Here is a 26006-nt window from a genome sequence, read left to right as displayed (position 1 = left end):
TTATTCCGCGTACAGGTTCAGACCTTCGAGAACGCGCTCAGCAGATACAAAACTGGGTTCGATTTTCATCCCTTTGTGAACCTTGCGATGACCTTCCAATAAAACCCGGTCCGCTTCGGTCAAACCCTCTTTGATGATAAATACGTGGGGTAGCTCTGCGCCTACGGTCACCAGTCTTTGTTCTAGTTCGTTGCTGGCATTGACTACATACACATAGGTTTTGTCGAGAACGGCAAACGTCGCCTTTTGAGGAATGACGATGGCGTCCAGATAAGGTGTCGACATCAATACGTTACCTGTCTGTCCATGTCGGAGTATGCTCTGTGGATTTTCAAAAGTTGCGCGGAATTCGATGTTTCCGGTCTTGTTATCAAAGTCGGCTACGATGGTTTCGATTACGCCGTCTCTATCATAAATCGAGCCATTGGCCAGTTTGAGTTTTACCTTGACCGTTGACTGCTTGGTTTTGCCTGACGCGTAATCGAGATACTCAGCTTCATGTAGATTGAAGTAGACCCACATTTTACTGATATCGGAAAGTGTCGTCAGCATGCCGTTTTCTTCGACCAGGCTGCCATTCCTGACTTCCAAACGGTCGACAAAGCCATCAAATGGTGCGCTAACTTCGGTCCAGTTTAGGTGGGTTTGCGCCATGGTGACTTCAGCGTTGGCCTTATCGAGATTTGCCTTAGCCAGGGCAAGCTCATTTTGAGAAACGATGTTCTGGTCAGCCAGGGCTTTGGTATTTTGGAATTCTATCTGAAGCGCATTGGCTTCAGCAGTGGCCTTGGCCAGTTCGGCTAGCTGGTGGTTCTGAACCAGCTTGAACATAGGCTGGCCTTCACGCACCTTTTGCCCTTCATCGACAAAAATGCTTTCGATATACCCTCTTTCCATCGCTAACATTTCAATACGGCGTATAGCGCGCACCTGGCCTACGTATTCTTTGGTGATGGAAAGGTCCTTACGTAAAGGGTTGGTGACCTGCAATGTTGGCGTTCCACCATGGGCGGAATGCTCTGTGTGATCGCAACCGCTAAATAGAATTGAGAGTAGAGTTACACCCAGGAAGACTTTGTTTGCTACTTTCATAATACCCACTTCATCCACAAGGAAAACTGATTATCGTTGTTGTGTGTTTTGATACTTAACCAGGTTCTCTTCAGCGGTGCCGCCAACTCAAATATTCGGTATGGCTGGGCTTCGCGCTAACAGAACCCGTTTTTTATCGCATTTAAATTACTGAACTCTTAAAGATCAAATCAAATTTCTCATACTTCTGCCAATGATTACAAAAATTTAAGCGGATCTTAATCGTCAAAGCAACGATTGGAACAGTGCGCGCAGGAATATACCGGAGAACTAGGGCTGCATGCGAGGCCTGTTGTAACCGAGTGTCGAATTTTTGTCTTTGATCGTATGTGCGGAAGGATTACTGGCAAGAGCAATCCTTTGCCTGTAATCGGCAAGGTACACTGACCACATATTTGATAACGTACATTACGATTACGCAATGTATAGACAAAACGGGTGCATTATGTATTAGAATGTCTTAAAAGAAAAAGCTTAAAGACATGATGTGTCGTCTTTGTGTAACAACGCGGGACATTGGGGAACAATCGAAAATAAAACATACACGATTGTTGTGCGGGGGGAAGTAGGACAGATTCATCGAGGCTTAGCCTGGCGTGTGGTTGTCAGACGTACTCAGTGGATTCATGTCGTCAATTATCAATATCTCCTCTTGTTTCTCAATATGTCCGCAGTGACTTCATCGATTCATGGTTTTGTTATATTTGGGTACCGTAGTAGTAGCGTTTTTGCGGATTAATCTGTTGTTAAGATGTCCCAAATAGGATGATGTGCGACTTCACCTAAATAAATTACGGGGTCGCACGCGACGGAAGAAAAATGAACAATCGATGGAACGAAAATAATCGCTATTCATCTCGATAGCGCGACTTTCAATATAACAAGCAGAACGTGAACCGTGTATAAACAATACTATAACCTGATAGAGCGGCCTTTCGGCCTGGAGCCAGATCCAAGATTTCTATGCAATTCTGTGCCTTTTGACAGGGCGTTGATTCAGATGCGCGCAGGTCTTGAGCAGCCTGACGGAGTGTTGATTTTGACTGGTGAGGAAGGCATGGGTAAAACCACGCTGATAACTCATTTGCTTGGTCAACAGAACAAAGACACCATTGTTGCTTTTGTTCGAAACCCACAACAAAAAGTCGGCGACTTTTTGCTTGAAATACTGGCGGCCCTGGATCTTCCCATTACAGAGCAGCAGCCGAAAGAATTGTTTAATGTTTTGCACCGGTTTGTGCTTGAGCATGCAAAATCAAACAAGAAAGTCCTGTTAGCTATTGATAACGCAGAGACTATGTCGCAAAACTGCATTGAGCTGATCCGTCTTTTATCGTCGCTGCGCCTAAACGAAAAAGGGCTATTGCAAGTCGTATTGGTTGGCAATAGCGAATTGGATGCAAAGTTATCTTCTGCACAAAATGAAGCCTTTAGACAACAGGTATTGATGTCTTGCTCCCTGCAGCCACTGCAACTGCTGGACATGCCTGATTACATTATTCATCGTTTGAAAGTTGTAGGCTGGGCCGGCGATCCAGCATTTGATGATGATGCCTATGTGGCGCTTCATCAATTGACGGGTGGTATTCCAAAAATCATAAATCAATACTGTGATCAGTTGTTGAAATATGGAATGTCTCGCCAGATACATCGATTTAATCGTCGCGATATAGAAAAATTGCGTTCGACAGCAGTTGATCAAACGGAAACTCGCGAGCCAGAGTTGTCCAGTCAAGATGAATTTCGCAAGAAGCTTGACTCTGTTTTTGATGACGCAATTCCTTTACGTCCAGAGCTTGGAAAGGCGGCGTCAGTTCGTCATTCGGACGGTGAAAAAGACAACGAAAAATTTAATTTCGGTACTCCTGCAAAAGGTATCGGCCATCTGTTTGGAAAACAAACCATGACACTTGCAGGAGTTGCGGCGCTGGTTGCAGCACTTTCTTTTTTCGCTTTTGAAAAAATGTCTGAGAAGCCAGTAGACTCAGGAATGACTAGCAGCATAGCCCACGGTGAAGCGACGAGTATTGTCTCACACGAGGCAACACAAAGTGTTTCGCATGGGGCACCTACTCATAATGTATCGCATAGCAACACTGCTTCGCATAGTTCGACTGATTCTGGCGCCGATGGTCATAGCTCTGGTAGTGAGCCTATTTACACGCTGGATGAAATACCTGCTGAAGCCAGATCTAGAGAGGGTGGGTCGCATTTACTTGATATCCGCCAATTGCTCGAAAATCTGCATGATTCGAATTCAGGTATTAAGCCTCGTTTGAGCAACGATGTCGCTTCAGAAGGTGGCGGAGAATACTCCGATAGCCAAGCTCCTGAGCTTGCTTCTAACCACGATTAATCTTGTTCTGAATCGTAAAAAAACCGGGCCAATATGGCCCGGTTTTTTTTATCTCTTAATTTTTTGCCAATCCCTTAGGGTGTTGGCTGCGGAAAGGCTTGCACTCGCGCTGCTCGCTACTCGAACGGACTGATTGAGTGGTCGGACGTTCGAATCTACGGGTCGTAAACGCAAACAGGGCCCCCGTTGTGGAGGCCCTGTATTGCTTGTGTGGCGCCCCAGAGACGATTCGAACGTCCGACCTGCCCCTTAGGAGGGGGCTGCTCTATCCTACTGAGCTACCGGGGCTGTATAGCGCAAGATAGTAACAAATTCCCTCAATATCACACAAGTTATCAGCAAATTTCATAAAATATTGGTCGATTTGCCAGTGGAGTCTGGCTGTACTGAGTCTATAGTTTTGAGGGATTCTTTGCCTTTCGTTTGTTAAAGTTAGCTTAAATTGTTAAAGGAAATTCACAATCTGGACGATAGTCGGGGGTAGAGTGATAGAGAATGTAAAATTATGCGATTCCTGACACGTTTACGATTTCTGACAAAAATGTTTACCTTGTTGGTAATGAGTTCACCGGCTTTTGCACTAAGTCTAGGCGACGTGCATGTGAAGTCTGAATTTGGCCAGGCACTGGAGGCGGAGATTGATATTCCGTCCTATACCCCGCAGGAGTTAGAGGGGTTGGTGGTCAAACTCGCCGACAAGACGGTATTCGATGAATCCAAGGTTGAGTTGAATAGCAACCTGCGGGATCTCAGGTTCGAGGTCAGGCCTGGAAAGAACGGCAAAGCGCCGGTCGTACATGTCAGCAGTAAATCCGGCATTCAAGAGCTGGCTTTTCACTTTTTTGTAGAGGCCAACTGGACTGGTGGGCGCTTGGTACGAGGATACGATGTATTACTTATGCCTGCTCAAGAGTCCGATCAAAGCGTTTCCGGCACAGTTACTACTATTTCGCCGATGCAGCAAGTTACTGTTAATTCAGTAAAAGTTGCCAATAATCCACAGAATTCCTCAGCCGTGCCTATGGTTGCGGTGGCCTCTAAAGTTGAGACCAAAGTTAATACACAGTCCAAGCTGAGCTACGGACCTGTCAAGCGTGGTGAGATCGTTGGTTTCATCGCACGTAGAATGGTTCCAAGTCGTGATTTCACCTTGCAACAGGTGATGGCTGCTATATATAAACAGAATCCACACGCGTTTGCAGAGAGCAATATCAATCAATTATTGCCTGGGGTGTCACTGAAGCTCGCCAGTGAAGATTCGATTGCCGAGACCGCTCATATGGACGCGGTGAATCTGATTGCCAAGCAGGAAAGGGCTTGGAGTCAAGGTCCTAGAGCTAATCTAACTTCCAATACGGACGTGGCGACGAGTCTGTTCAAGATTGAGGGCGCAAGTGATGTTGCTATGGAGCAATCCGCGCCAGGTAATTCAGACACGCTTGCTTTCGACGAAGAGTCTGCAATTAAGCCTGAAGAATTAGAATTGATGCGCCAGGAGTTGAATGACTCCTTAGCAACGGCCACCGCTTTAAAGAAGGAAAACGAGGACTTAAGAGCAAGGATCGAGCTTCTGGAGGAACTTGTTGCGGAAAGAATGACGCTGGTTGTGCCCGAGGCTCCTATTGCCAATCCTGAACCGGTCGCACTCAATGAAAAGACCAGTATCATAGGCAAATCATCCACCGAGACGACTCGTGATGATCTTCTGTCCTTTGGAAATGATGAGTTTTCCTTCAGCAATCTGGAAAACATAGATTATAGCGAGAGTTTTGGCGCCATTCTGGTACTCCTAGGTGTACTGATTATGGGGCTGCTTTACTCAACGCAACGCCGTAGAGAAATTAGAACAGATCGACTGGTCAACCAGAATAGTGGTGGGTTTATGGACGTGTTCAAAAGACGCTTCCCTACTAAAGTAGATCCCGTAACTGCAAGATTATAAACCGATATAAATTAATCGAATGGAGAGGAGCTAATTGCTGGCATTTTGAACGATATGAAGTAGAATCCTTGGGAAGATCCAGCGGTAGCCAACCAGGACGGTATCAAATTTAACTAAATGATCACCGAGATTCTTAAAAATGCCAGCATTCTGGTCGTCGATGACCAGCCAGCCAACGTAAAGCTTTTGGAAAAAAGCCTGGAGCTGGATGGTTTTCTCCACATAACAGCGACTACTGATCCCGCCCAGGCCATATCTCTCTTCAAAGTACATCGCCACGACCTGGTATTGCTAGATCTCAATATGCCCGAGATCGATGGCTTTATGGTAATGGCTGCCATGAAGGAATTCATTGATAATCAGGAAGATTTTTTGCCAGTCATTGTGCTTACAGCACAAACCGATCGGGTTTCTCGCCTGCGAGCCCTGGAAGCAGGCGCCCGCGACTATCTCACCAAACCATTTGACCGCACCGAGCTCAGCACGCGAATTCGTAATATGTTGGAAGTTCGTGTTTTGCACAATCAAATTCGTGATCAGAATCGCTCATTAGAAGAAAAAGTGCGGGAACGGACGCAGGAGTTGGAGTCAACGCGTTTGGAAATAATTAAACGCCTGGGACGCGCTGCGGAATATCGTGATAATGAAACCGGTCTGCACATAATTCGCATGAGTAGAATCGCGAGTTTGCTGGCGCGAGCCGCGGGTCTGGACCGAGATCAGTGTGAGTTGGTGTTAAATGCCAGCCCAATGCACGATGTTGGGAAAATTGGAATTCCGGACAAGATCCTGCTTAAACCCGGCAAATTAGACGCAGATGAATGGGAAATTATGAAAACTCATGTTTCTATCGGACGAGAGATATTGTCAGGACATGAGTCAGGCTTGCTAAACCTGGCCGCTGACATCGCCTATACCCATCATGAAAAATGGGACGGCTCGGGTTACCCGCAGGGCTTGAAGGGGGAGGAGATACCCCTGATTGGCCGAATTGTGGCGTTGGCGGACGTGTTTGATGCGCTCACTTCGGAACGTCCTTATAAAAAGGCCTGGACAGTAGAAGACGCCACAAATTTTGTATACCGGGAGAGTGGCCACCATTTCGATCCAGAGATAGTTGAGCTGTTTAAAGAAAACATCGAAGGTATACTCGAGATTCGCAACACCTATGCTGAACCTGTCTAAGGTTTTGTTTTTTTGACATAAAAAATTTCTCCCGAGTTTATGCCGCAGCCATTGATTCGGCGCAAATCTAGTGGAAAGATGAAGTCAAATCTCTGTCACTGCGCCTGTTGGCCCGCTAAAGTCTTTGATATTTAAATAAAATCCTTTTCTTGAATCGCTGGCACCCCTCTTGCTTTTATCCCGTTTGATCTCATCCACTCGTTAAGGTTACGGAATATGGCTGAAGAAGCGACGAATACGCCACAAGCGTCGTCCGGCTCACCAATGAAACTGGTGATGGCAATGATTATTGGGGCAGTGCTCCTGGTCGCCGTCAGCATGGGGGGCGTGTTCTTTCTGGTGAAGTCACTGGGTATGGGTGGCAGTGGTGGACATGCTGAGCCTCAAGGTAAGAACGCGGAAGGACCGGCGATTTACTTTCCACTAGATCCAGCCTTTGTTGTCAATTTCAAGGAACGTGGTCGCACGCGCTTTCTACAGGTCGAAATTCAAGTGATGTCTCGTGATCCGGAAGCATTGAAAGAATTAACAAATCACGCGCCTATCATCCGCAATAATTTATTGTTGTTATTCAGTTCGCAAGAAGCAGAAACGCTCTATACGTCGGAAGGCAAAGAGAAAATGCGAACGGCGGCGCTTAGCGAAATAAACAGATTGATTGAAGAAGAAACAGGCAAAGCGAATGCGCTGGAAGCCTTGTATTTCACCAGCTTTGTAACGCAGTAGGTGCGCAATGTCAGGCCCTGATATTTTATCCCAAGACGAAATTGATGCCCTGTTACACGGCGTATCTAGTGGGAATATTGAATCGGAAACCGGGACAGGGCTTGATGACGAATTAACAACCTACGACTTCGCTAGCCAGGACCGCATCGTTCGCGGTCGTATGCCCACGCTTGAGATGATTAATGAGCGTTTTGGGCGATTTTTCCGGGTGAGTTTATTTAGCAAACTGCGTCGTTCTGCGGAAATATCTGTAAACGGCGTGCAGATGATGAAGTTTGCCGAATATGTACATAGTCTGTTTGTACCCACCAGCCTGAATATGATCAAGATGAGCCCATTACGCGGTACAGGGCTATTCGTTTTCGATCCCAAATTAGTTTACATCATGGTTGATAACTACTTTGGTGGTGAAGGGCGTTTTCATACCAAGATTGAAGGACGTGAATTTACACCTGTTGAACTACGTATTGTTGAGAATATTTTATATCGCGCGTTTAACGATTTGAAAGAGGCGTGGGCACCGGTACTAGAGGTGGATTTTGAATTTCTCAGTGCTGAGGTAAATCCCCATTTCGCCAATATCGTAAGCCCAAGTGAAGTCGTCGTGGTCAGTTCTTTCAATATTGAACTGGAAGGCGGCGGCGGTGAAATGCATATCTGTCTTCCATATTTAATGCTTGAGCCGATTCGAGAACTGCTCGATGCCGGTGTCTTGAGTGACCACGTGGAAATGGATGAGCGTTGGTCACAGGCGCTAAAGGAAGAAATTATGGACGCCAAGTTAATGCTGTCTTCTATTCTGTCTGAAACAGAGTTGACGTTGAGACAGGTGAGAGATCTTGAGGTTGGCGATGTCATCTCTATCGAGGTGCCAAAAACTACCAGTATTCGAGCGGCAGGCGTACCTGTTTTTCGCGCTGAAGTTGGCGTTGCGAAAGGAAAGAAGGCGCTGCGTATTGTGGCGCCGATTAAGAGTCCCGGGTCTCACCGGGCAAGTGAGCAATAGGAGAAGCTTATGGCTGAGCCGAATGAACCGGGTGATGATGATCCGTGGGCCGATGCGCTGGCGGAACAGGCTGATGCCGAAGGTGGCGGTTCTGCGAATGAGTTGCTGGGCGGTGGTGGTTCTGCGCCTATAGGTTTTGACGGAATCGGCGATGATGACAGAGATGCTGTCGATCTCGACATGATACTTGATATTCCGGTCACTATTTCGATGGAAATCGGCCGCACGCAAATCAGTATTCGAAATCTTTTGAAGTTAAACCAAGGGTCTGTTGTTGAACTCGATCGTCTTGCGGGTGAACCGTTGGACGTACTCGTAAACGGTACCTTGATTGCCCATGGCGAGGTTGTTGTGGTCAATGAGAAATTTGGTATCCGTCTCACAGATGTTATCACCGCAATGGAGCGCATCCAGAAACTAACCTGAACATGAAAAAATCTACTCTTTTGATAACGATCTTCTGCCTGTTGATCGTGTTCCCGGTATTGGGTTTGGCAGAAGAGGGCCCTATGCGTGCCAGTGAAATGTCGAGCGCATCTGCGATGGATGTCAGCGGCAGTATGCTAAAGGTGACGATTGGTCTTTTATTTGTTGTTTTCGCCATTTTTGGTAGCGCCTGGTTTCTGCGTCGATTCGGTAATGTATCGACAGTATCTAGTCAATCTTTAAGAATTATTGGCGGATTAAATATCGGAAGTCGTGAAAAAGTTTTGCTTTTGCAAGTAGGTGAACAACAAGTACTGGTAGGCGTTACTTCTTCATCGATACAAACACTACATGTATTGGAAAATCCAGTGTCTGTTGCTGGCGTCGATACGACAGGCGAAAGTTTTTCGACCAAACTCAACCAGGCAATTAAACAATGGAAGGCAAAGTGATGGCATTGCGTATTCTGATCTTGTTGCTGTTGATTCCTGGCATTAGTCTGGCGGCGGATCCCGGTATTCCTGCGATGTCGGTTACGACAAATCCCAACGGTTCACAGACCTATACCCTGACCTTGCAAATAGTCGCTTTGATGACCTTGATCACACTGCTGCCTGCAGGTCTGATGATGCTGACTGCCTTTACGCGTATTGTTATTGTGCTTTCCATTTTGCGTCAGGCAATCGGCTTGATGCAGGCGCCATCAAGTCAGGTCATGATTGGTCTCGCCTTGTTTTTGACCTTCTTTATTATGGCGCCCGTTTTTGAAAAGATATACGCAGATGCTCTTTCTCCCTATATGGAAGAAAAGATTGAGATTGATGTTGCCTTCGCCAAAGCGCAACAGCCGATTAGAGAATTTATGATTGGCCAGACACGGGAATCTGACCTTGAAATGTTTATGAAGATTTCAGGTCATCCACCATTAGAGTCTGCAGAGCAAATTCCTTTTCGTCTGTTGATTCCTTCGTTTATTACCAGTGAACTCAAAACCGCCTTCACTATGGGATTTTTGATTTATGTTCCATTTCTGGTTATTGACTTAGTCGTTGCCAGCGTGCTCATGGCTATGGGTATGATGATGTTGTCACCAATGATGATCGCGCTGCCGTTTAAAATTATGTTGTTTGTTTTGGTCGATGGATGGTCTCTGATTATGGGGACGCTCGCGTCGAGTTTCTATGTATAAGGAGACAAGGCCATGACGCCGGAGATGGTACTTGATGTGTTTCGACACACGCTTGAAATTATAGTTATACTGGTGTCTATCATATTGCTACCTGCACTCGCAGTCGGTTTGCTAGTGAGTATGTTTCAGGCAGCGACCTCGATCAACGAAATGACGCTCTCTTTTATTCCAAAATTACTCGTTACTCTGGCGACACTGATGCTTGCCGGGCCGTATATGTTGTCATTGATGCTGGCCTACCTGGAAAGGACGTTTACCGACATTCCCTATTTACTGGGTTGATGTATGTTGTTTACCAGCGAGGAAATCGGTGGTCTTCTTGGTAGCTACTTCTGGCCGTTTGTGCGCATCGCTGCGATGGTTACCGCAATGCCCGCATTCAGTTCCAACTTTATTCCGGTCAGGGCGCGACTGGCCATTGCGTTGGGAATCACCGTTATCGTCGCACCGATCATTCCTGCCGTTCCACAAATCGATACGCTTAGCATTCAAGGTGCCTTACTAATCCTCCATCAAATTCTGATCGGCGTCGTGATGGGATTTATTTTTCATTTGGTATTTGCGGTATTTGTAATCGGCGGACAGGTGATTGCCATGCAAATGGGACTCGGTTTTTCCACCATGGTGGATCCCATTAATGGATCTCAGACGCCGGTACTGGCGATGTTTTTTGTATTGATGGTTACACTGATTTTTCTGGGACTTGATGGACACCTGGCCTTGATCGGTGTTGTTTCGGATAGTTTCTTTTCGTTACCAATCGCCGCCTCGGGTATAGAAGTCGCAGGATATTGGGAATTGGCGAATTGGGGTACGAAAATGTTTTCTGGTGCAGTGCTTGTCGCATTACCTGCGATTACTGCCTTATTACTGGTAAACATGGCGATGGGTGTAATGGGTCGTGCCGCGCCGCAGCTAAACATATTTGCCGTCGGTTTTTCGGTCACGATTACCGGTGGGTTTTACATTTTAATGATGACTCTACCCGTGGTATTGGCGCAGTTTGAAATTATTTCAACGGATGCTTTTACGGCGGTTAAGGGTTTGGTCAATCAACACTAGATTTTCACTGACAGTATAACGCAATGGCAGAAAACGCAGACGGTCAAGAAAAATCAGAAGACCCCACGGGGCGACGAATTGAGCAGGCCCGCCAGAAGGGTCAGGTTCCGCGTTCGCGCGAATTTAATACTTTTTTCATGATGATTGCGTCGGCGGCGACGCTGATGTTGCTCGGTGATGAGTTGATACGGGATTTAATGGCGATACTAATTGATAGCCTTAGCCCGGAACGCATTAAAGTATTTGATGACCGATACATGAGTTTGGTGTTTCAGGAACAAATACTCGAAGGTCTGTGGGCGATAGTACCTTTCTTTGCAGTAATGATTGCAGTAGCGTTTATATCTTCGCTGTCAATTGGCGGTTGGAACTTTAGTTTGCAGGCCATGCAGCCCAAGTTCAGTAAGATGAATCCCATTTCCGGAATCAAACGAATATTCGGCGTAAAAGGCCTGATTGAATTATTGAAGGCGATAGGAAAAGTGACGCTGGTTGGCGCTGCCGCGGTTGCTTTGTTGTATTGGCAGGCAAACGATATCTTGTCAGTCGGTTATCAATCGCTCAGGCCAGCATTGAAAACCATCGGTGAAGATCTTACCTGGTTTTTTTTGATTTTGTCGTCGGTGTTAATTGTTATTGCAGCGATCGATGCGCCGTTTCAGTTGTGGGATAACAAAAAGCAATTGATGATGACCAAGGAAGAGGTCAAGCAGGAACACAAACAGACTGAGGGTAGTCCCGAAACCAAGTCACGTATCCGCCAGGTACAGTTTGAAATGCATAGACGTCGCATGATGGCTGAAGTACCCACGGCCGACGTCGTCATTACTAACCCGACGCATTTTGCGGTTGCCTTGAAATATGATGACAAACGGGGTGGGGCGCCTATTGTCGTCGCTAAAGGCGCAGACTTGATTGCGGCGCAAATTCGCGAAATCGCACGCGCCAATAGTGTGCCGTTATTGTCTTCTCCTGCGTTAGCACGGGCAATTTATTACAGCACAGAAGTCAGCGAAGAAATTCCATCCGGCCTGTATGTGGCTGTGGCCAAGGTTCTCGCTTATATATTCGATTTACGTCGTCGACCTGGTACAGATTTTTCAAAGCCTATAACACTCGAAGACGTTCCTATTCCCGATGATTTACGTCGCGACCACTAATATGAGCTGGACAAGGTAGAAACAAGGCGTGGCAACTCTCCAGGAAAACCAACAAAAAGCAGCACAGATCTTTCAGATTCTGAGTCGTAGCGGTTTAGGCGTTCCTGCGGCGCTGGTGGTTATACTGGCGATGCTGGTGTTACCGTTACCGCCATTTTTGCTAGACATGTTGTTTACGTTCAGTATTTCACTCTCATTAGTTGTTCTGCTCGCCTCGGTATATGTCAATCGACCTTTGGAGTTTTCGGTTTTTCCAACCGTGCTGCTCTTCGCGACCTTAATGCGTCTCGCACTCAATATTGCTTCGACGCGGGTGGTGTTGTTGGAAGGACATACCGGGACCGGTGCGGCTGGCCAGGTAATCGAAGCCTTTGGTGAATTCGTTATCGGCGGCAACTACGCTGTCGGTTTTGTTGTATTTGCCATTCTTGTGATTATCAATTTCGTCGTGGTCACCAAAGGTGGTGGCCGTATCTCAGAAGTCAGCGCACGCTTCACCTTGGATTCGATGCCGGGTAAACAAATGGCCATCGATGCGGATTTGAATGCGGGACTGATCACCCAGGAGCAGGCGCAAGAGCGCCGCGACGAAATCGTACGTGAGGCCGATTTTTACGGTTCGATGGATGGTGCGAGTAAATTCGTGCGCGGCGATGCCGTCGCCGGCATCATGATACTGTTTATCAATATCGTCGGTGGATTGATCATAGGCATGTTGCAACATGGCTTGCCGTTTGATGAGGCCGCCAAGAACTATACCTTGCTGACTATCGGTGATGGACTGGTTGCACAGATTCCATCGCTACTACTTTCTACGGCCGCTGCAATCATTGTTACGCGTGTGTCATCCGAGCAGGAATTGGGTGGGCAGATGGTATCGCAGCTGTTTCGTTCGCCTCGCACTCTGGCCATCACCGCCGGCATCATGGGCACCATGGGTGTTATTCCCGGCATGCCAAATGTTGCATTTCTTACGCTAGCACTACTCGCCGGCGCGGGTTCCTGGTGGCAACTCCGTCAGGAACCGCAGGTAGAAGAAGCCCCTGTGCCGATGGAAACCGAGAAACAGGCCCAGCAGCCCAAGGAGTTGAGTTGGGATGATGTGATACCGGTAGACCTCATTGGTTTGGAAGTGGGTTATCGCTTGATTCCCCTGGTCGATAAAAGCCAGGGTGGTGAGTTGATGGCGCGAATCAAGGGTGTGCGCAAAAAATTATCCCAAGAGTTGGGCTTTCTCATTCCGCCAGTACACATTCGTGACAATCTTGAACTCAACCCGAACACCTATCGCATCACCTTACATGGCGTACCCGTCGGTCAAGCCGACATCTATCCGGACCGGGACATGGCCATCAATCCAGGGCAGGTTTTTGGCAAGCTACAGGGGGTTCCAGGTAAGGACCCGGCCTTTGGATTGGATGCCGTTTGGATAGAGCGCGGACAAAGAGATCATGCACAAACGCTAGGCTATACGGTGGTTGATGCCAGCACGGTAGTGGCCACTCATCTGTCCCAGGTGTTACAGGGCCATGCCCATGAATTGTTGGGACGAGAAGAGGCTCAACAGCTACTGGACAATCTGGGTAGAACCGCGCCGAAGCTGGTGGAAGAGCTGGTTCCCAATACTTTATCACTCGGTGCAATGCTTAAAGTGCTGCAAAATCTCCTTATGGAACAAATACCTATCAGAGATATCCGCACTATCGCCGAAACTTTGGCGGATGCGGCGACAACTAGTCAGGACACAGACTATCTGACCGCATCCGTCAGACAGGCGCTAAGTCGTTCAATTCTCCAGCATATCAATGGTCTGGAGGAAGAGTTGCCGGTGATTACGCTTGACCCATCACTGGAACAGTTATTGCTCCAGACGGTTCAGGCCTCCGGTAGTCATGAAGCGGGTTTTGAACCGGGGCTGGCTGAGAAGATGAACAGTTCCCTTTTAGACGCGGCCCAGCGTCAGGAGATGGCGGGCCAACCGGCGGTACTGCTGGTTGCACCGCAGCTCAGAGCCTTACTGGCGCGATTCGCCAGACGTTCAATCTCAAATCTGCATGTCCTGTCTTATAACGAAGTACCGGACAACAAACAGATAAAAGTTGTGGCGACGGTTGGTAAGTGAGAGACCGTGTATATATGAAAAGACTGAGGAAGTTGTAGATGAAGTTGAAGCGCTTTAATGCACCGGACATACGCACCGCCATCAATATGGTGAGCGCGGAGCTTGGCGCGGATGCAGTCATCATATCCAATCGTAGTCTTAGTAACGGTGTCGAAGTGATTGCCGCAATAGATTACGACGAATCTATTTTCGATTCACAGAATACCGATGCCATTATCGAACGCGAACTCGCGCGTAGCGAAAAACGCGAGGCAGAATTAAATACCTATTCCAGCGCGCCGACGGCGACCACTGAACCACTTCCTGGTTATGACAAACTGCCCACCGAGGATCGCTACAATTTTTCTTCAGCGTCGAAGAAAAGACAGAAATCGGAATCCAGAAACGAGACTGGACAGGTTTCGCAGGAATGGCTGGAAAAATTTAAAGACACCGTTGAAGAGCGTTTCGGCGGACAGTCCACGCCGGATAGAACGGTAAAAAAGCCTGTCGCGAAAAAGCCGGTAGCTGAAACAAGTGCGCCGAGCAAAACGACAGATAAGGATCTCGGGAAACTCTGGACAGAATTACAGGACATTAAAGGTTTATTGCAAAACCAGCTTTCCAGTCTCGCCTGGAACGAACTCAGCAAACGCATGCCGAAAAAGGCCAAGTTGTTACGCCATTTGTATGAGTTGGGATTGAGTCCCGCAACAGCAAGACGGTTGGCAGATCGCGTGCAATATGAGGCGACTTTCGAAATCATCTGGCGTAACGCGATGAAGCTACTCTCGGCAAACATTCCTACAGTCGAAGATGACATTGTGCAAAACGGTGGTGTGTTTGCGCTGGTCGGACCTACTGGTGTTGGAAAGACGACTACGATAGCGAAAATGGCTGCACGATATGCCTTGTCTCACGGAACGAAAGGCATTGCGCTTATTACGACGGATAATTATCGTGTCGGCGCGCAAGAGCAACTGCGCACGTTTGGGCGAATTTTGGGTACACCCGTACGAATTGCATCAGATGTGCAGGAATTGAAAAAAACTCTCAAAAGTCTTTATGACAAGCAACTCATATTGATCGATACCGCTGGCATGTCGCAACGCGACCTGCGTTTGACCGAGCAGTTCGCGATGTTAAATGAAGGCTCGAATTCAATTAAAACGTTGTTGGTGGTTTCGGCCTCAACGCAAATTCAGGCGCTTGACGAGACCATCACGTCGTTCAAGAAAGCGGTACTTGAAGCCTGTATTATTACCAAACTGGATGAAAGCTTGAGCATCGGCGGTGTGTTGTCGACCGTTATGCATCACCAACTACCTGTCAGTTATATCAGTGATGGTCAACGCGTGCCTGAAGATCTACATCGTGCGCGTGGCGTTGAATTGGTAAAGCGCGCAGTTTCCCTGTTAAACAGCAAGCATCAAAAAGCCGACGACGATGTATTACAGATGGCATTTGGGGAGATTGTGAGCGATGACCTGGCATAAGTTTCAGGACCAGGCGGCGGGATTGCGCCAGATGCGAAAGCACAAACCGGTACGCGTCATCGCAGTTGCGAGCGGTAAAGGTGGCGTGGGTAAATCGAATGTATCGATAAATCTGGCGCTGGCCTTTCAATCCATGGGACGCGAGGTCATGTTACTCGATGCAGATCTCGGTATGGCCAATGTGGACGTCTTGCTGGGTTTGCACAGCCCTTACAATCTGCAACATGTGATTAGCGGTGAACGCAGTTTGTCGGAAATTATTGTTACAGGGCCACTGGGATTGAAAGTGGTGCCAGCATCATCGGGAACCAAGGCGATGGCGGAGCTGGATGAAATCCAGTCTGTCGGTTTGATTCGGGCATTTAGTGAATTGCATGATCGCATCGACACGCTTGTCATCGACACGGCCGCTGGAATTTCCTCGTCAGTTGTCAGCTTTTGTCGCGCGGCACAGGAAGTTCTTGTCGTAGTCTGCGATGAACCGGCATCGATTACCGATGCCTATGCATTAATTAAATTGCTAAGCCGTGAATACGGTGTTCAACGGTTTCATGTTTTGGCGAATATGGTTAATAGCGTACAGGAAGGGCGGGAGTTGTACGAAAAATTGCTGAAAGTCTCTCAACGTTTTCTCGATGTTACCCTGAAGTATTTTGGTGTTATGCCCTTTGATCCCTTGCTCAGAAAGGCGATACAGCGGCAAAAACCGGTGGTGGAAGCTTATCCAAGATCAAAATCTGCGATTGCATTCAAGAATCTCGCACAGAAAGCCGATAAGTGGCCTATGCCTGTCGTGGCATCAGGACATCTCGAATTTTTTATTGAACGTTTGATACAAGCGAGTCGGATTCCAGTGGAGGCCTCACTATGAGCGGAGTCGCTACCTATAAACAAGTTACCGGTCAACCTAGCGATAGCGAAACCGTTGCCAAGTATGCGCCTTTAGTAAAGCGAATAGCTTATCATCTTATTAGTCGTTTACCCCCAAGCGTACAACCAGATGATTTAATACAAGCTGGTATGATCGGCTTGTTGGAAGCATCACGTAACTATGATTCAACACAGGGCGCGAGTTTTGAAACCTATGCGGGAATTCGCATACGTGGCGCAATGTTGGATGAGATACGTCGTAGCGATTGGGCGCCTCGTTCAGTGCATAAAAAGGCTCGCGTGGTCGCAGATGCGATACGAGTCATCGAAAACGAAACCGGACGTGATGCGCGTGACCATGAAGTAGCGAAATTACTGAATGTTTCTATTGATGAATATCATCAGATACTGCAAGCGGCCAGTGGTTATCGCGTCATGAGTTTTGATGACATAACGCCGGGCGAGGAATCGCTAGCAGATTCGCTAAGTGATGATATCGGTACGCCGTTGGATGGACTTCAACGGGATGACTTTAAACGCTATCTTGCAGATGCTATTGCAAGTCTGCCGGAGCGTGAACGACTCGTTATGGCCCTTTACTATGACGAAGAACTCAATCTGCGTGAAATCGGTAATGTTTTAGGGGTTAGTGAATCCCGTGTCTGTCAAATCCACAGCCAGGCTGTGATCCGTCTTCAATCCCGCATGGCCAATTGGGATAACGAAGAGTAAGCGATTTTAGACTGATGGTCTCCCAATTCCTGTGTTTTCCGGTTTTGGAAAAACACGGGCACATTAATATTTCTGCGAAACACCCCACTGTGCATGACAAACGAAGATTGTTTGTTTTTTTCCAACTTCCTGTAAGACAAGTATTAAATATTTAACAATTATGTGTCGATACAAGTGAAGGAAGCTTAGATTAGGTCTGGAGGTTACCTTGGATAAGAATATGAAAATCCTCATTGTGGATGACTTTTCTACGATGCGACGGATTATCAAAAATCTGCTCAGGGATCTGGGGTTTAACAATACCCAGGAGGCGGATGATGGATCGACTGCATTGCCCATGCTGAAATCAGGAAAATTTGATTTTCTGGTAACTGACTGGAATATGCCGGGTATGACCGGTATTGAACTGTTGAAAAATGTTCGATCTGATCCAGAGCTAGCGCATTTGCCTGTCCTTATGGTAACTGCTGAGCAAAAGCGGGAACAAATCGTCGAGGCTGCTCAGGCCGGCGTCAACGGCTATATAGTCAAACCTTTCACTGCAACAACCCTGAAGGAAAAAATAGATAAGATTTTTGAACGGGTAAATGCGAGCAAGTAAGGGAAGAGGCACCAGGAATGAGTGAAAAGCCAGAAGACAGCGAATTACTTGCCATCGCCCGCGATCTCGTTGCTCAGTTAGAGGAAGGCAATAACGAGAAGGTGGATGCATGCATCGCGCAACTGACAGATCTAAGAGAGTCCCACTTGTTCCGCGAATTGGGAAAACTGACTCGCGAATTTCACGAAGCACTAAACAGCTTCAGATACGATGAACGAATTAACAGTCTTGCGCAGGAGGAGATACCTGATGCAAGAGAACGTTTGAGCTACGTTATAACCAAAACCGATGAAGCCGCGCACCGCACCTTGAATGCAATCGAAGCGGTGACGCCTGTATGTGATGCGCTGTCAGATACTATTGGCAGTTTCGGAAAAACTTGGGAGAAGTTTACGCATCGCGAGCTCAATCCCGCACAGTTTCGGGATTTGAGTCGTAACCTGCAGGCCTTTTTTGTCAGCGCCGGTAATGATATGGATATGGTCAAGAACAATCTAAACGATGTACTCATGGCCCAGGATTTCCAGGATATCACCGGACAGATTATAAAGCGGGTTATCAAGCTGGTGTCAGAAGTCGAAAGCAGTCTGGTCGAGCTGATCAAGCTAGGTGGAAGCAGTATCAAACGTGAGAGTGAAGGAAGTGTGAACACCGGTGGTCTTGACGGGCCGCAGGTGCCAGGCATGGAAGGCGACAACGTGGTTTCAGGGCAGAACGAGGTTGATGATTTATTGTCAAGTTTCGGTTTCTAGGAATGAATGATGTCATTTGAAGACGAAGAACTATTACAGGACTTTTTAGTTGAGGCTGGCGAGATTCTCGAAAAGCTGCAGGAGCAGCTTGTCGATCTTGAGCAGAGCCCGACTGATACAGACCTGCTCAATGCAGTTTTTCGTGGTTTCCATACGATAAAGGGCGGCGCAAGCTTTCTTAGTCTGACGTCGCTCGTTGAAGTTTGTCACGTTGCCGAAGATGTGTTTAATCTGTTACGCAATGGTGAAAAGTCCGTAACAGCACATCTCATGGATGTGATGTTGCGCGTGCTTGATAGTCTGAACGCCATGTTCGAAAGTCTGCACCAGCGCGTTGAACCTGATGCTGCAGATCCTGAACTGATCGTACAGTTAAAGGCGCTGTTGAAAGATGACGGGTCTGCTGAAACTGCGCAAGCGCCTCCCGTAGCACCCGCCCCCGTTGTTGAACAAGCTCCTGCAAGCAAAACGCCTGCACCGACACCCGATGGCGATTTTAGCGACGAGGAATTCGCGCAACTGATGAATGCGTTGGATGAGGACACCGCTAGCCAGGCTAGCGCTGATGCAGCAGCACCTCCAGCTGCGCCAGAATCCGATGAGATTACCGAAGAGGAATTCGATCGCCTGCTCGATGAGCTGCATGGCCAGGGGCAGTTTAAAGCCAGTGGTGAAGCGGCAGTACCAAGTACCAGTGACGATATTTCTGAAGACGAATTTGAAAGCTTGCTGGATGATTTGCACGGAAAAGGAAAGTTCGGCATGGTCGAGGGAGCGCCGGGCGAAGTCGCCGCCGCTCCAGCAAAGCCTGTTTCCAGCGAAGAAATTTCGGAAGACGAATTTGAAGATTTACTCGATGAATTACATGGCAAGGGACAATTTAGTGGAGCTCATGCCGAAGCAGTAGCCGCGCCTGCAGCGCGAAGTCCTGCAGCATCTTCTGCTGTCACAGCGCCTCCAACCAAATCTGCACCGGCGCCAACAAAACCCGCTGAAAGCGCTGCGAAACCCGCGGCGGGAAAGGCAGCGAAAGATGCCGCGCCACAGGGTGAAAGTACAGTACGCGTTGATACCAAACGACTCGACGACATCATGAACATGGTTGGTGAGTTAGTATTGGCGCGTAATCGTCTGGTTACCTTGCAGAGTACGCTGAATCAAGGTAACGAAGAATTCTCGCAAGCGATAGCCAATCTGGATCTCGTCACCGCCGATTTGCAAACGTCTGTAATGAAGACGCGCATGCAGCCGATCAAAAAGGTTTTTGGTCGTTTTCCTCGCGTGGTCCGAGATCTTGCGCGCAGCCTTAAAAAGGAAGTCAATCTGGAGCTGCGTGGTGAAGACACCGATCTGGATAAAAACCTGGTGGAAGCGTTGGCTGATCCGCTGGTTCACCTGGTGCGCAACGCCGTTGATCACGGAATCGAAGAGCCAGAGACACGCGAGAGAAACGGTAAACCGCGCGCTGGTACGGTCATACTATCGGCAGAGCAAGAGGGTGATCACATTCTGTTAACCATACAGGATGATGGTGCCGGGATGGATCCCAATCGCCTTCGTCAGAAAGCGGTTGAAAAAGGTCTGATGGATGAAGAAGCGGCAGCGAGGATGGATAACAGGGATGCCTATAATTTAATTTTTGCGCCGGGATTTTCGACCAAAGATGAAATTTCTGATATCTCTGGTCGCGGCGTGGGCATGGATGTCGTCAAAACACGCATCGTACAGCTCAATGGTTCTGTGGATATTGATTCTGCACTGGGACACGGTACTCGCTTGAGTATCAAAGTGCCCTTGACCCTGGCGATTATGCCAACGCTGATGGTAATGCTCGGAACGCAAATCTTTGCATTGCCATTAGTCAGCGTCAGCGAAATTTTCAATCTTGATCTTTCAAACACCAACATCGTCGATGGCCAGAAAGTGATTATGTTGCGTAACAGGCCGTTGCCGATTTACTTCTTGAGTGATTGGCTTGAAAAAGATGGAAAATTGAAAGCGCATCCAAACAATGGACACGTCGTTGTGGTCGCGATTGGCGATCAACGCGCGGGTTTTGTGGTTGAAACCTTGGTTGGCCAGGAAGAAGTGGTTATAAAACCCTTAGGCGCAATGTTGCATGGCACCAAAGGATTGTCCGGCGCGACTATCACCGGTGACGGTCGTATTGCCTTGATACTAGACGTCCCCAGTTTGATGAAAGCCTATGTAAGGCGAGCGTGAGGAGAACAGTATGCCCGTACGGGTTTTAGTCGTTGATGACTCCAGCTTCTTTCGACGACAGATCAGCAATATACTCAATGAACATCCGCAGATTGAAGTTATAGACACTGCTGAAGACGGCAATGAGGCCGTAGAAAAAGTCATAAAGCTTAAGCCGGATGTCATTACCATGGACGTCGAAATGCCAAACCTCAACGGCATAGACGCGACGCGCAAAATTATGAGTTCCTGTCCCAGCCGAATTTTGATGTTTTCATCACTTACGATGGAAGGCGCGCGTGCAACTCTCGCCGCGCTTGAGGCGGGAGCCATCGATTTTCTTCCCAAACGTTTCGAAGACATTACGCGCAATAAAGACGAAGCGAAAAAAATGCTGTGTGAAAGAATTATCAGCATTGCCAAGGGTGCAGTGATTCAGCCAGTTAGTCCTCCACCTGTACCGTGGGAGAAGAAACGGGAAAGGCCCAAGGCGGCGGTCACAGAAACAAAACCGAGAGCGCCTGAACCTAAACCTGCACCTGTTGCGCAACCAGAGCGTCGCGAGTCGGTTCGACACAGAAAAACCGGAAAGCAATATTCCGTGTTGGCCATTGGAACATCCACTGGAGGGCCAGCTGCCTTGCAAGAGGTTTTATCCAAATTGCCTCAGGATTTTCATGTACCGGTATTGTTGGTCCAACACATGCCGGGAACGTTTACCCCTGCTTTTGCTCAACGACTCGATGAGATATGCCAAATCCATGTTAAAGAAGCACAAGACGGCGATATGTTAAAACCGGGTGTTGCCTATCTCGCACCCGGTGGAAAACAGATGATCGTCAAAAAACGTGGTTCTGAAGCGACTATCAAACTGGGAGAGGGAGACATGCATTCTACCTATAAGCCGAGTGTTGATATTACCTTCGAGTCAGTTGCCGATGCGTTTGGCGGCGATGTTTTAGCATTGGTGTTGACCGGCATGGGCGCTGATGGACGGGAAGGCGCCAAAAAATTGAAGAAACTAGGTGCCACAATCTGGGTACAGGACGAGGTCAGCTGCGTGGTTTACGGTATGCCTGCTGCGGTTAAAGAAGCTGGCATCGTTGATAAGGTGCTTGCGCTAGGTGTTGTTGGCGATACGCTTGTTCAGGAAATTTGATCGAAAGCAAACGATTACCTCGAATCTACCGTTGTGAACATGTACTCACCTTCTATATAGACCGTTTCTTTAGGCCTCTCATGACAAACACTGGCATTTCATATGCATTGTTGAGTGTATTTCCGATGTATGAATGATTTTCCGAAGGTATTGCGATGAAAGTCTGGGCAGTAGCGAATCAAAAAGGCGGCGTTGGTAAGACAACCACGGTGGTCAATCTCGCCGGTCCACTGGCAGTAGTGGGGCGTAGTGTCTTGTTACTTGACCTGGATCCTCACGGTTCATTGACCTCTTATTTTGGTTTAAACCCCGATACCATCGAACACAGTGTGTACGGATTGTTTGGTGATGATCCAACGGAACAGGATAAAGTCATAGTCAAAACACCGGTCGAGAATCTCGACTTGATTCCCGCTTCTTCCGCGATGGCAACCCTGGACAGACAATTAGGCGTACAGGCTGGGAAAGGTCTGGTTGTTTCCCAAGTGTTGAAAACATTTAGTGATCGCTATGATTATGTGTTGATGGACTGTCCGCCTGTGTTGGGCATACTCATGGTGAATGCGCTTGCCGCATGTCAACGACTGATAATTCCTGTGCAGACAGAATATCTCGCCCTGAAAGGCCTGGAACGTATTGTTAATACCCTGGATATGGTTAGTAAGTCGCGTCAGGACAAATTGCCCTATCTGATCGTGCCGACCATGTTCGACGCGCGTACGCGCGCTTCTAATGACAGCCTGGAAATTTTACAACACCAGTTTCCAAATGAGTTGTGGGATGGATTTATTCCAGTCGATACCCGCTTCCGCGATGCCAGTGCGCAACATATGCCGCTGACATTGAGCTTTCCAAAAGCGCGTGGCGCGATAGCGTACCGAAAGCTTTTGCAGACACTTCTTAAATCTGAGGTACGACAAACACCTCATCGTTGGGCCAATGCATCATGAGTAGCAATACTAAAGAAAAGAAATTAAGTGCGCAGTCCGACGCTGTAATGGATTATTTAAACGTATTGTTGCAGGAAACCCAGGCCGACGAATCGATTAGTGCCGCACGCGCTGCGGAAAATATCGCAGGACTGGTTGGCGCCGGGCGCAACCATCAAGTGGAAGAAAGTGCGGAGTTGTCTGCATCGCCTCAACACCTCGGCATACCGGAAGCTGTAGCACATGACTTAGAAATGCATGAGGCACAAAGCGATGAAAGCGATCTTCTCGAATCCGAGCAACTTGAAATCGAGAACGATGATATCGACGGCTACCGTTTTTCAGACGATGAAGTAGAAGACAACGACAATGAGGATGATCGCTCCACCGTGGAATACCGCGATTGTTCTGATGATCCGGAAGTGATCGCTGAGGCTGAAAAAATGCTGTCCTACGCGATTACGCGTGATGATGAGCTCGACGATACACCACTGGCCAAACTTAGACGTGCAGGAGTCATCGAGGCGAAATCGCCGGTTACAGCACCGAAGCCGATTATATTCGAGACCACTCAACAGATCATACCCAACTATGCCAGCGACCGATTTTCAATGATGCGTTTTCGCGTGGCGCAAATGCAGTTGATGATTTCAGTGACAGAGCTTGAAAACATCGACAAACCAAACAGAGAGCTTACGCCTGTTGCCGGTGCCGCACCCTGGATATTTGAATACAACCGACCTGGCAAGGGACGCGCTTTGGTTGTTGATGGCAGTAGACTATTTATTCCCCAGAGCATGCATGCCTTGCGTGTTGCCGCCACAGAACAGTTTATTATCTGGCTCAAAGGCGTCGCGGTTGGAATATTATGCGACGAAGTTCAGGATATGGTCGAGATCAACCAGCGCCAGGTCACATGGCGTGGTAGCAAAGAGGAGTCCCCGTGGATGGCGGGTAATGTGCGTTCGATGCGCACGTTTTTACTCGATGGCCAGGGTTTGTTGGAAATGATGGGACAGCAGCTTGAAATACCACGTTAACGCCTGGTGTTTTAGAGCGAGTACTCCAGACTAGTATTGTTGTATTAATTTTTCATTCAATTTCATTGCACGACGGGAAATGCATATGGCTGTTGAAACCAAAACGAAAGAAGATCCTACCCAACGTTGGGTAACCTTTCACCTGGCTACGGAGACGTATGGTATTGCCGTAACACAGGTTCGCGAGGTATTACGCCTGACCGAGATTGCACCGGTGCCTGGCGCGCCAGACTACGTGCTCGGCATCATCAATCTACGCGGCAACGTCGTGACTGTAATGGATGCGCGTAAACGATTTCGTTTGCCGCCAACTGAAACGACAGATTCCTCTCGAATTGTGATTATCGATGTGGATGGGCAGGAAGTTGGAATGCTAGTCGACAGTGTTGCTGAAGTTGTCGATATCCCCCAGTCGCAGGTTGAGGCGGCACCCAATGTTGGAAGCGAAGATGCCTCGCGTTTTATACAGGGCGTGACCAGCATGGACGGGAAGCTATTAATCCTCGTCGATCTGAATCGACTTTTTAATAATGAAGAACTACAGGACATGACGGGTTTTTGATAAACGGCGTGTCCCGTCTCTTTGTCTATATCAGGCAAGTTATAGTGATCATGTATGTTATACGAATTTAACCCAATTCTTTTAGGTCTGGCGGCGGTCGCCATACTGGCGCTTTCAAATATGGCGATTACCGCCATCTTTCTCAAACGTCTTGCTGAGGAGAAAATGAAAAACGCTGAAATTTATAAGCGTATGAATGAGCTTTCCTGGGATGTGAAGGGTTTGTACGATTCTTCCAAGGGTGTGGGCAAGCGCTTGCAACTGATAGAACGTCGTATGTCCAAGCTGGAGGAGGCGCAGGATCAACTGACCTTGAAAGACCCTTCCTATCAGACCTATCAACATGCCATACGGATGATACGCGATGGCGCAACCGTTGAATCAGTTTCCGAGACCAGCGGTCTGAGTAAAGGTGAAATTGAATTGCTCAGCCTGTTGCAAAAAATCCATGAAGATGAGCCGCTACAACAAACCGTTTGATCTCTCCTCGAACCTACGCCGCAAACATACGCTAATTCAGGGATTGGTTCGCCTGTCCTTCATGCGGATGACTCAACATTGTCGATAAATCCTTACCACTTTCAGCAGGAATATTCACCAGGTCGTTTAGTGAAACTACGCCAAGCAAGACGTCGTTTTTATCCACGACGGGCAGGCGGTGTATGCCATCGGCGCGCATGCGCTCGATGATAGTGCTGGAGTCCTCAAAGTCATAGGCGAGCAATATATTGAAACTCATGACATCCCGCACGCTGATTTCGCGTAGGTCGACTTCTTCATCGGCAAGTTCGGCAGTGATGTCATGGTCGGTAAGCGTGCCGATGGGTATGTTACCCATCTCCGATCGACGTACCACAATGACCTCATGGATATGGGCATCATTCATCCGTTGGCTAGCTTCCGCTACAGAGGTTTCAACCTCCACGACCTGGTATTGCTGACGACAGAGTGCTCCAATTTTCACGGCTAGGCTTCCTCCTAATTTCTGCACAGAGTATAGCGCCAGATGGATTCTTTTCGCTAGGCATTAAAAAACCCCGCAAGGCGGGGTTTTGTGCAAAACCGGTCGACAACCGCTTACTCGCCACTACTGCTATTGTCTACGCCAACTGGCCAAACTGCGGTCATGCCTTGCGTGCATTTGTTGATGTAGTCGGCATCGGCTTTAATGCCTTCTTCGGCGCGTTGTTTTGACCAAGCTTCACATTGTTCTTTATAGGCCGCCTGGACTTCGGCGGCTGACTCGTTTTCACCCTTTAACGGCCAGTTCTTCATGGTTTCTTCTGCCATTACGGCACTGGATAGAAACAAGCCCAAAAAAAGTGGGATGTAGCGCATATAACTCTCCTGAAAAAGAAGTACGAACGATCTCGTACAGCGCTAATATCTGCTTTTTTTTAAAAAATAAAAGTGAAATA

General features: G+C 47.9%; 26 protein-coding genes and 1 tRNA gene. 23 read left to right on the top strand and 4 right to left on the bottom strand.

Features of this window, described 5'->3' with window-relative positions; genetic code table 11:
- A complete protein-coding gene (locus OEZ43_12995) occupies positions 1-1092 on the bottom strand; it encodes an efflux RND transporter periplasmic adaptor subunit (GenBank protein MDH5546504.1) in 1092 nt (363 codons plus the stop codon).
- A gap of 898 nt (positions 1093-1990) precedes the next feature.
- On the opposite strand from OEZ43_12995, the gene OEZ43_12990 reads away from it, so the two are divergent.
- Positions 1991-3448 carry an AAA family ATPase gene (locus tag OEZ43_12990; protein MDH5546503.1) on the top strand — a complete coding sequence of 486 codons (1458 nt, stop codon included), beginning with the start codon at positions 1991-1993 and terminating at the stop codon, positions 3446-3448.
- Between the two features lie 211 nt (positions 3449-3659).
- Here OEZ43_12990 and OEZ43_12985 read toward each other — a convergent pair.
- A tRNA-Arg gene (locus tag OEZ43_12985) sits at positions 3660-3736 on the bottom strand.
- A gap of 217 nt (positions 3737-3953) precedes the next feature.
- Between OEZ43_12985 and OEZ43_12980 the strand changes: the two genes are divergently transcribed.
- The 22 genes from OEZ43_12980 (at position 3954) to OEZ43_12875 (ending at position 25068) form a co-directional block, all read left to right on the top strand.
- On the top strand, positions 3954-5390 hold the full coding sequence (locus tag OEZ43_12980) for a hypothetical protein (GenBank protein MDH5546502.1): 1437 nt from the start codon (positions 3954-3956) through the stop codon (positions 5388-5390).
- A 117-nt stretch (positions 5391-5507) separates the two neighbouring features.
- Positions 5508-6575, top strand: coding sequence for a response regulator (locus tag OEZ43_12975; protein MDH5546501.1), 1068 nt, complete (start codon positions 5508-5510; stop codon positions 6573-6575).
- A 216-nt stretch (positions 6576-6791) separates the two neighbouring features.
- On the top strand, positions 6792-7301 hold the full coding sequence (locus OEZ43_12970) for a flagellar basal body-associated FliL family protein (protein MDH5546500.1): 510 nt from the start codon (positions 6792-6794) through the stop codon (positions 7299-7301).
- A gap of 7 nt (positions 7302-7308) precedes the next feature.
- Entirely contained in the window at positions 7309-8307 is a 999-nt protein-coding gene (gene fliM / locus OEZ43_12965) for a flagellar motor switch protein FliM (protein ID MDH5546499.1), read from the top strand.
- 9 nt (positions 8308-8316) lie between these two features.
- Positions 8317-8733, top strand: a complete 417-nt coding sequence (fliN, locus tag OEZ43_12960) for a flagellar motor switch protein FliN (protein MDH5546498.1) — start codon at positions 8317-8319, stop codon at positions 8731-8733.
- A gap of 2 nt (positions 8734-8735) precedes the next feature.
- Complete coding sequence (fliO, locus tag OEZ43_12955) at positions 8736-9185, top strand: flagellar biosynthetic protein FliO (GenBank protein ID MDH5546497.1); 450 nt, start codon at positions 8736-8738, stop codon at positions 9183-9185.
- Positions 9185-9922, top strand: coding sequence for a flagellar type III secretion system pore protein FliP (fliP, locus tag OEZ43_12950; GenBank protein ID MDH5546496.1), 738 nt, complete (start codon positions 9185-9187; stop codon positions 9920-9922). The genes fliO and fliP overlap by 1 nt, the downstream gene beginning before the upstream one ends.
- Before the next feature lie 12 nt (positions 9923-9934).
- Positions 9935-10204, top strand: coding sequence for a flagellar biosynthesis protein FliQ (fliQ, locus tag OEZ43_12945; protein ID MDH5546495.1), 270 nt, complete (start codon positions 9935-9937; stop codon positions 10202-10204).
- Between the two features lie 3 nt (positions 10205-10207).
- Complete coding sequence (gene fliR, locus OEZ43_12940) at positions 10208-10984, top strand: flagellar biosynthetic protein FliR (GenBank protein MDH5546494.1); 777 nt, start codon at positions 10208-10210, stop codon at positions 10982-10984.
- A 23-nt stretch (positions 10985-11007) separates the two neighbouring features.
- On the top strand, positions 11008-12144 hold the full coding sequence (gene flhB, locus OEZ43_12935) for a flagellar biosynthesis protein FlhB (protein ID MDH5546493.1): 1137 nt from the start codon (positions 11008-11010) through the stop codon (positions 12142-12144).
- 67 nt (positions 12145-12211) lie between these two features.
- Positions 12212-14266, top strand: coding sequence for a flagellar biosynthesis protein FlhA (gene flhA / locus OEZ43_12930; GenBank protein MDH5546492.1), 2055 nt, complete (start codon positions 12212-12214; stop codon positions 14264-14266).
- 38 nt (positions 14267-14304) lie between these two features.
- Positions 14305-15741: a flagellar biosynthesis protein FlhF gene (flhF, locus tag OEZ43_12925; protein ID MDH5546491.1), complete on the top strand. Its 1437-nt coding sequence runs from the start codon at positions 14305-14307 to the stop codon at positions 15739-15741.
- A gap of 22 nt (positions 15742-15763) precedes the next feature.
- The gene (locus OEZ43_12920; GenBank protein ID MDH5546490.1) at positions 15764-16612 is read left to right on the top strand and encodes a MinD/ParA family protein; all 849 of its coding nucleotides are present in this window, start codon (positions 15764-15766) and stop codon (positions 16610-16612) included.
- Positions 16609-17343, top strand: coding sequence for an RNA polymerase sigma factor FliA (locus tag OEZ43_12915; protein MDH5546489.1), 735 nt, complete (start codon positions 16609-16611; stop codon positions 17341-17343). The genes OEZ43_12920 and OEZ43_12915 overlap by 4 nt, the downstream gene beginning before the upstream one ends.
- A gap of 196 nt (positions 17344-17539) precedes the next feature.
- Positions 17540-17944: a chemotaxis response regulator CheY gene (gene cheY / locus OEZ43_12910; protein ID MDH5546488.1), complete on the top strand. Its 405-nt coding sequence runs from the start codon at positions 17540-17542 to the stop codon at positions 17942-17944.
- A 17-nt stretch (positions 17945-17961) separates the two neighbouring features.
- Positions 17962-18696: a protein phosphatase CheZ gene (locus OEZ43_12905; GenBank protein ID MDH5546487.1), complete on the top strand. Its 735-nt coding sequence runs from the start codon at positions 17962-17964 to the stop codon at positions 18694-18696.
- Positions 18697-18705: 9 nt separating this feature from the next.
- On the top strand, positions 18706-20919 hold the full coding sequence (locus OEZ43_12900; GenBank protein ID MDH5546486.1) for a chemotaxis protein CheA: 2214 nt from the start codon (positions 18706-18708) through the stop codon (positions 20917-20919).
- Positions 20920-20929: 10 nt separating this feature from the next.
- Positions 20930-22057: a chemotaxis response regulator protein-glutamate methylesterase gene (locus OEZ43_12895; GenBank protein MDH5546485.1), complete on the top strand. Its 1128-nt coding sequence runs from the start codon at positions 20930-20932 to the stop codon at positions 22055-22057.
- Between the two features lie 155 nt (positions 22058-22212).
- Positions 22213-23007, top strand: coding sequence for a ParA family protein (locus OEZ43_12890; protein MDH5546484.1), 795 nt, complete (start codon positions 22213-22215; stop codon positions 23005-23007).
- Positions 23004-24026 (top strand): chemotaxis protein CheW, encoded by a 1023-nt coding sequence (locus tag OEZ43_12885; protein ID MDH5546483.1) that lies wholly within the window; start codon positions 23004-23006, stop codon positions 24024-24026. The genes OEZ43_12890 and OEZ43_12885 overlap by 4 nt, the downstream gene beginning before the upstream one ends.
- 85 nt (positions 24027-24111) lie before the next feature.
- A complete protein-coding gene (locus OEZ43_12880; protein MDH5546482.1) occupies positions 24112-24588 on the top strand; it encodes a chemotaxis protein CheW in 477 nt (158 codons plus the stop codon).
- 54 nt (positions 24589-24642) lie between these two features.
- A complete protein-coding gene (locus OEZ43_12875) occupies positions 24643-25068 on the top strand; it encodes a DUF2802 domain-containing protein (GenBank protein MDH5546481.1) in 426 nt (141 codons plus the stop codon).
- 31 nt (positions 25069-25099) lie between these two features.
- Here OEZ43_12875 and OEZ43_12870 read toward each other — a convergent pair whose 3' ends face one another.
- Both OEZ43_12870 and OEZ43_12865 read right to left on the bottom strand, forming a co-directional pair.
- Entirely contained in the window at positions 25100-25552 is a 453-nt protein-coding gene (locus OEZ43_12870; GenBank protein ID MDH5546480.1) for a CBS domain-containing protein, read from the bottom strand.
- Between the two features lie 113 nt (positions 25553-25665).
- A complete protein-coding gene (locus OEZ43_12865) occupies positions 25666-25926 on the bottom strand; it encodes a hypothetical protein (protein ID MDH5546479.1) in 261 nt (86 codons plus the stop codon).
- Positions 25927-26006: the final 80 nt, after the last annotated feature.

Source organism: Gammaproteobacteria bacterium (assembly GCA_029881255.1).
GTDB lineage: Bacteria > Pseudomonadota > Gammaproteobacteria > S012-40 > S012-40 > JAOUMY01.
This window is presented reverse-complemented; position numbering and strand designations above follow the sequence as displayed.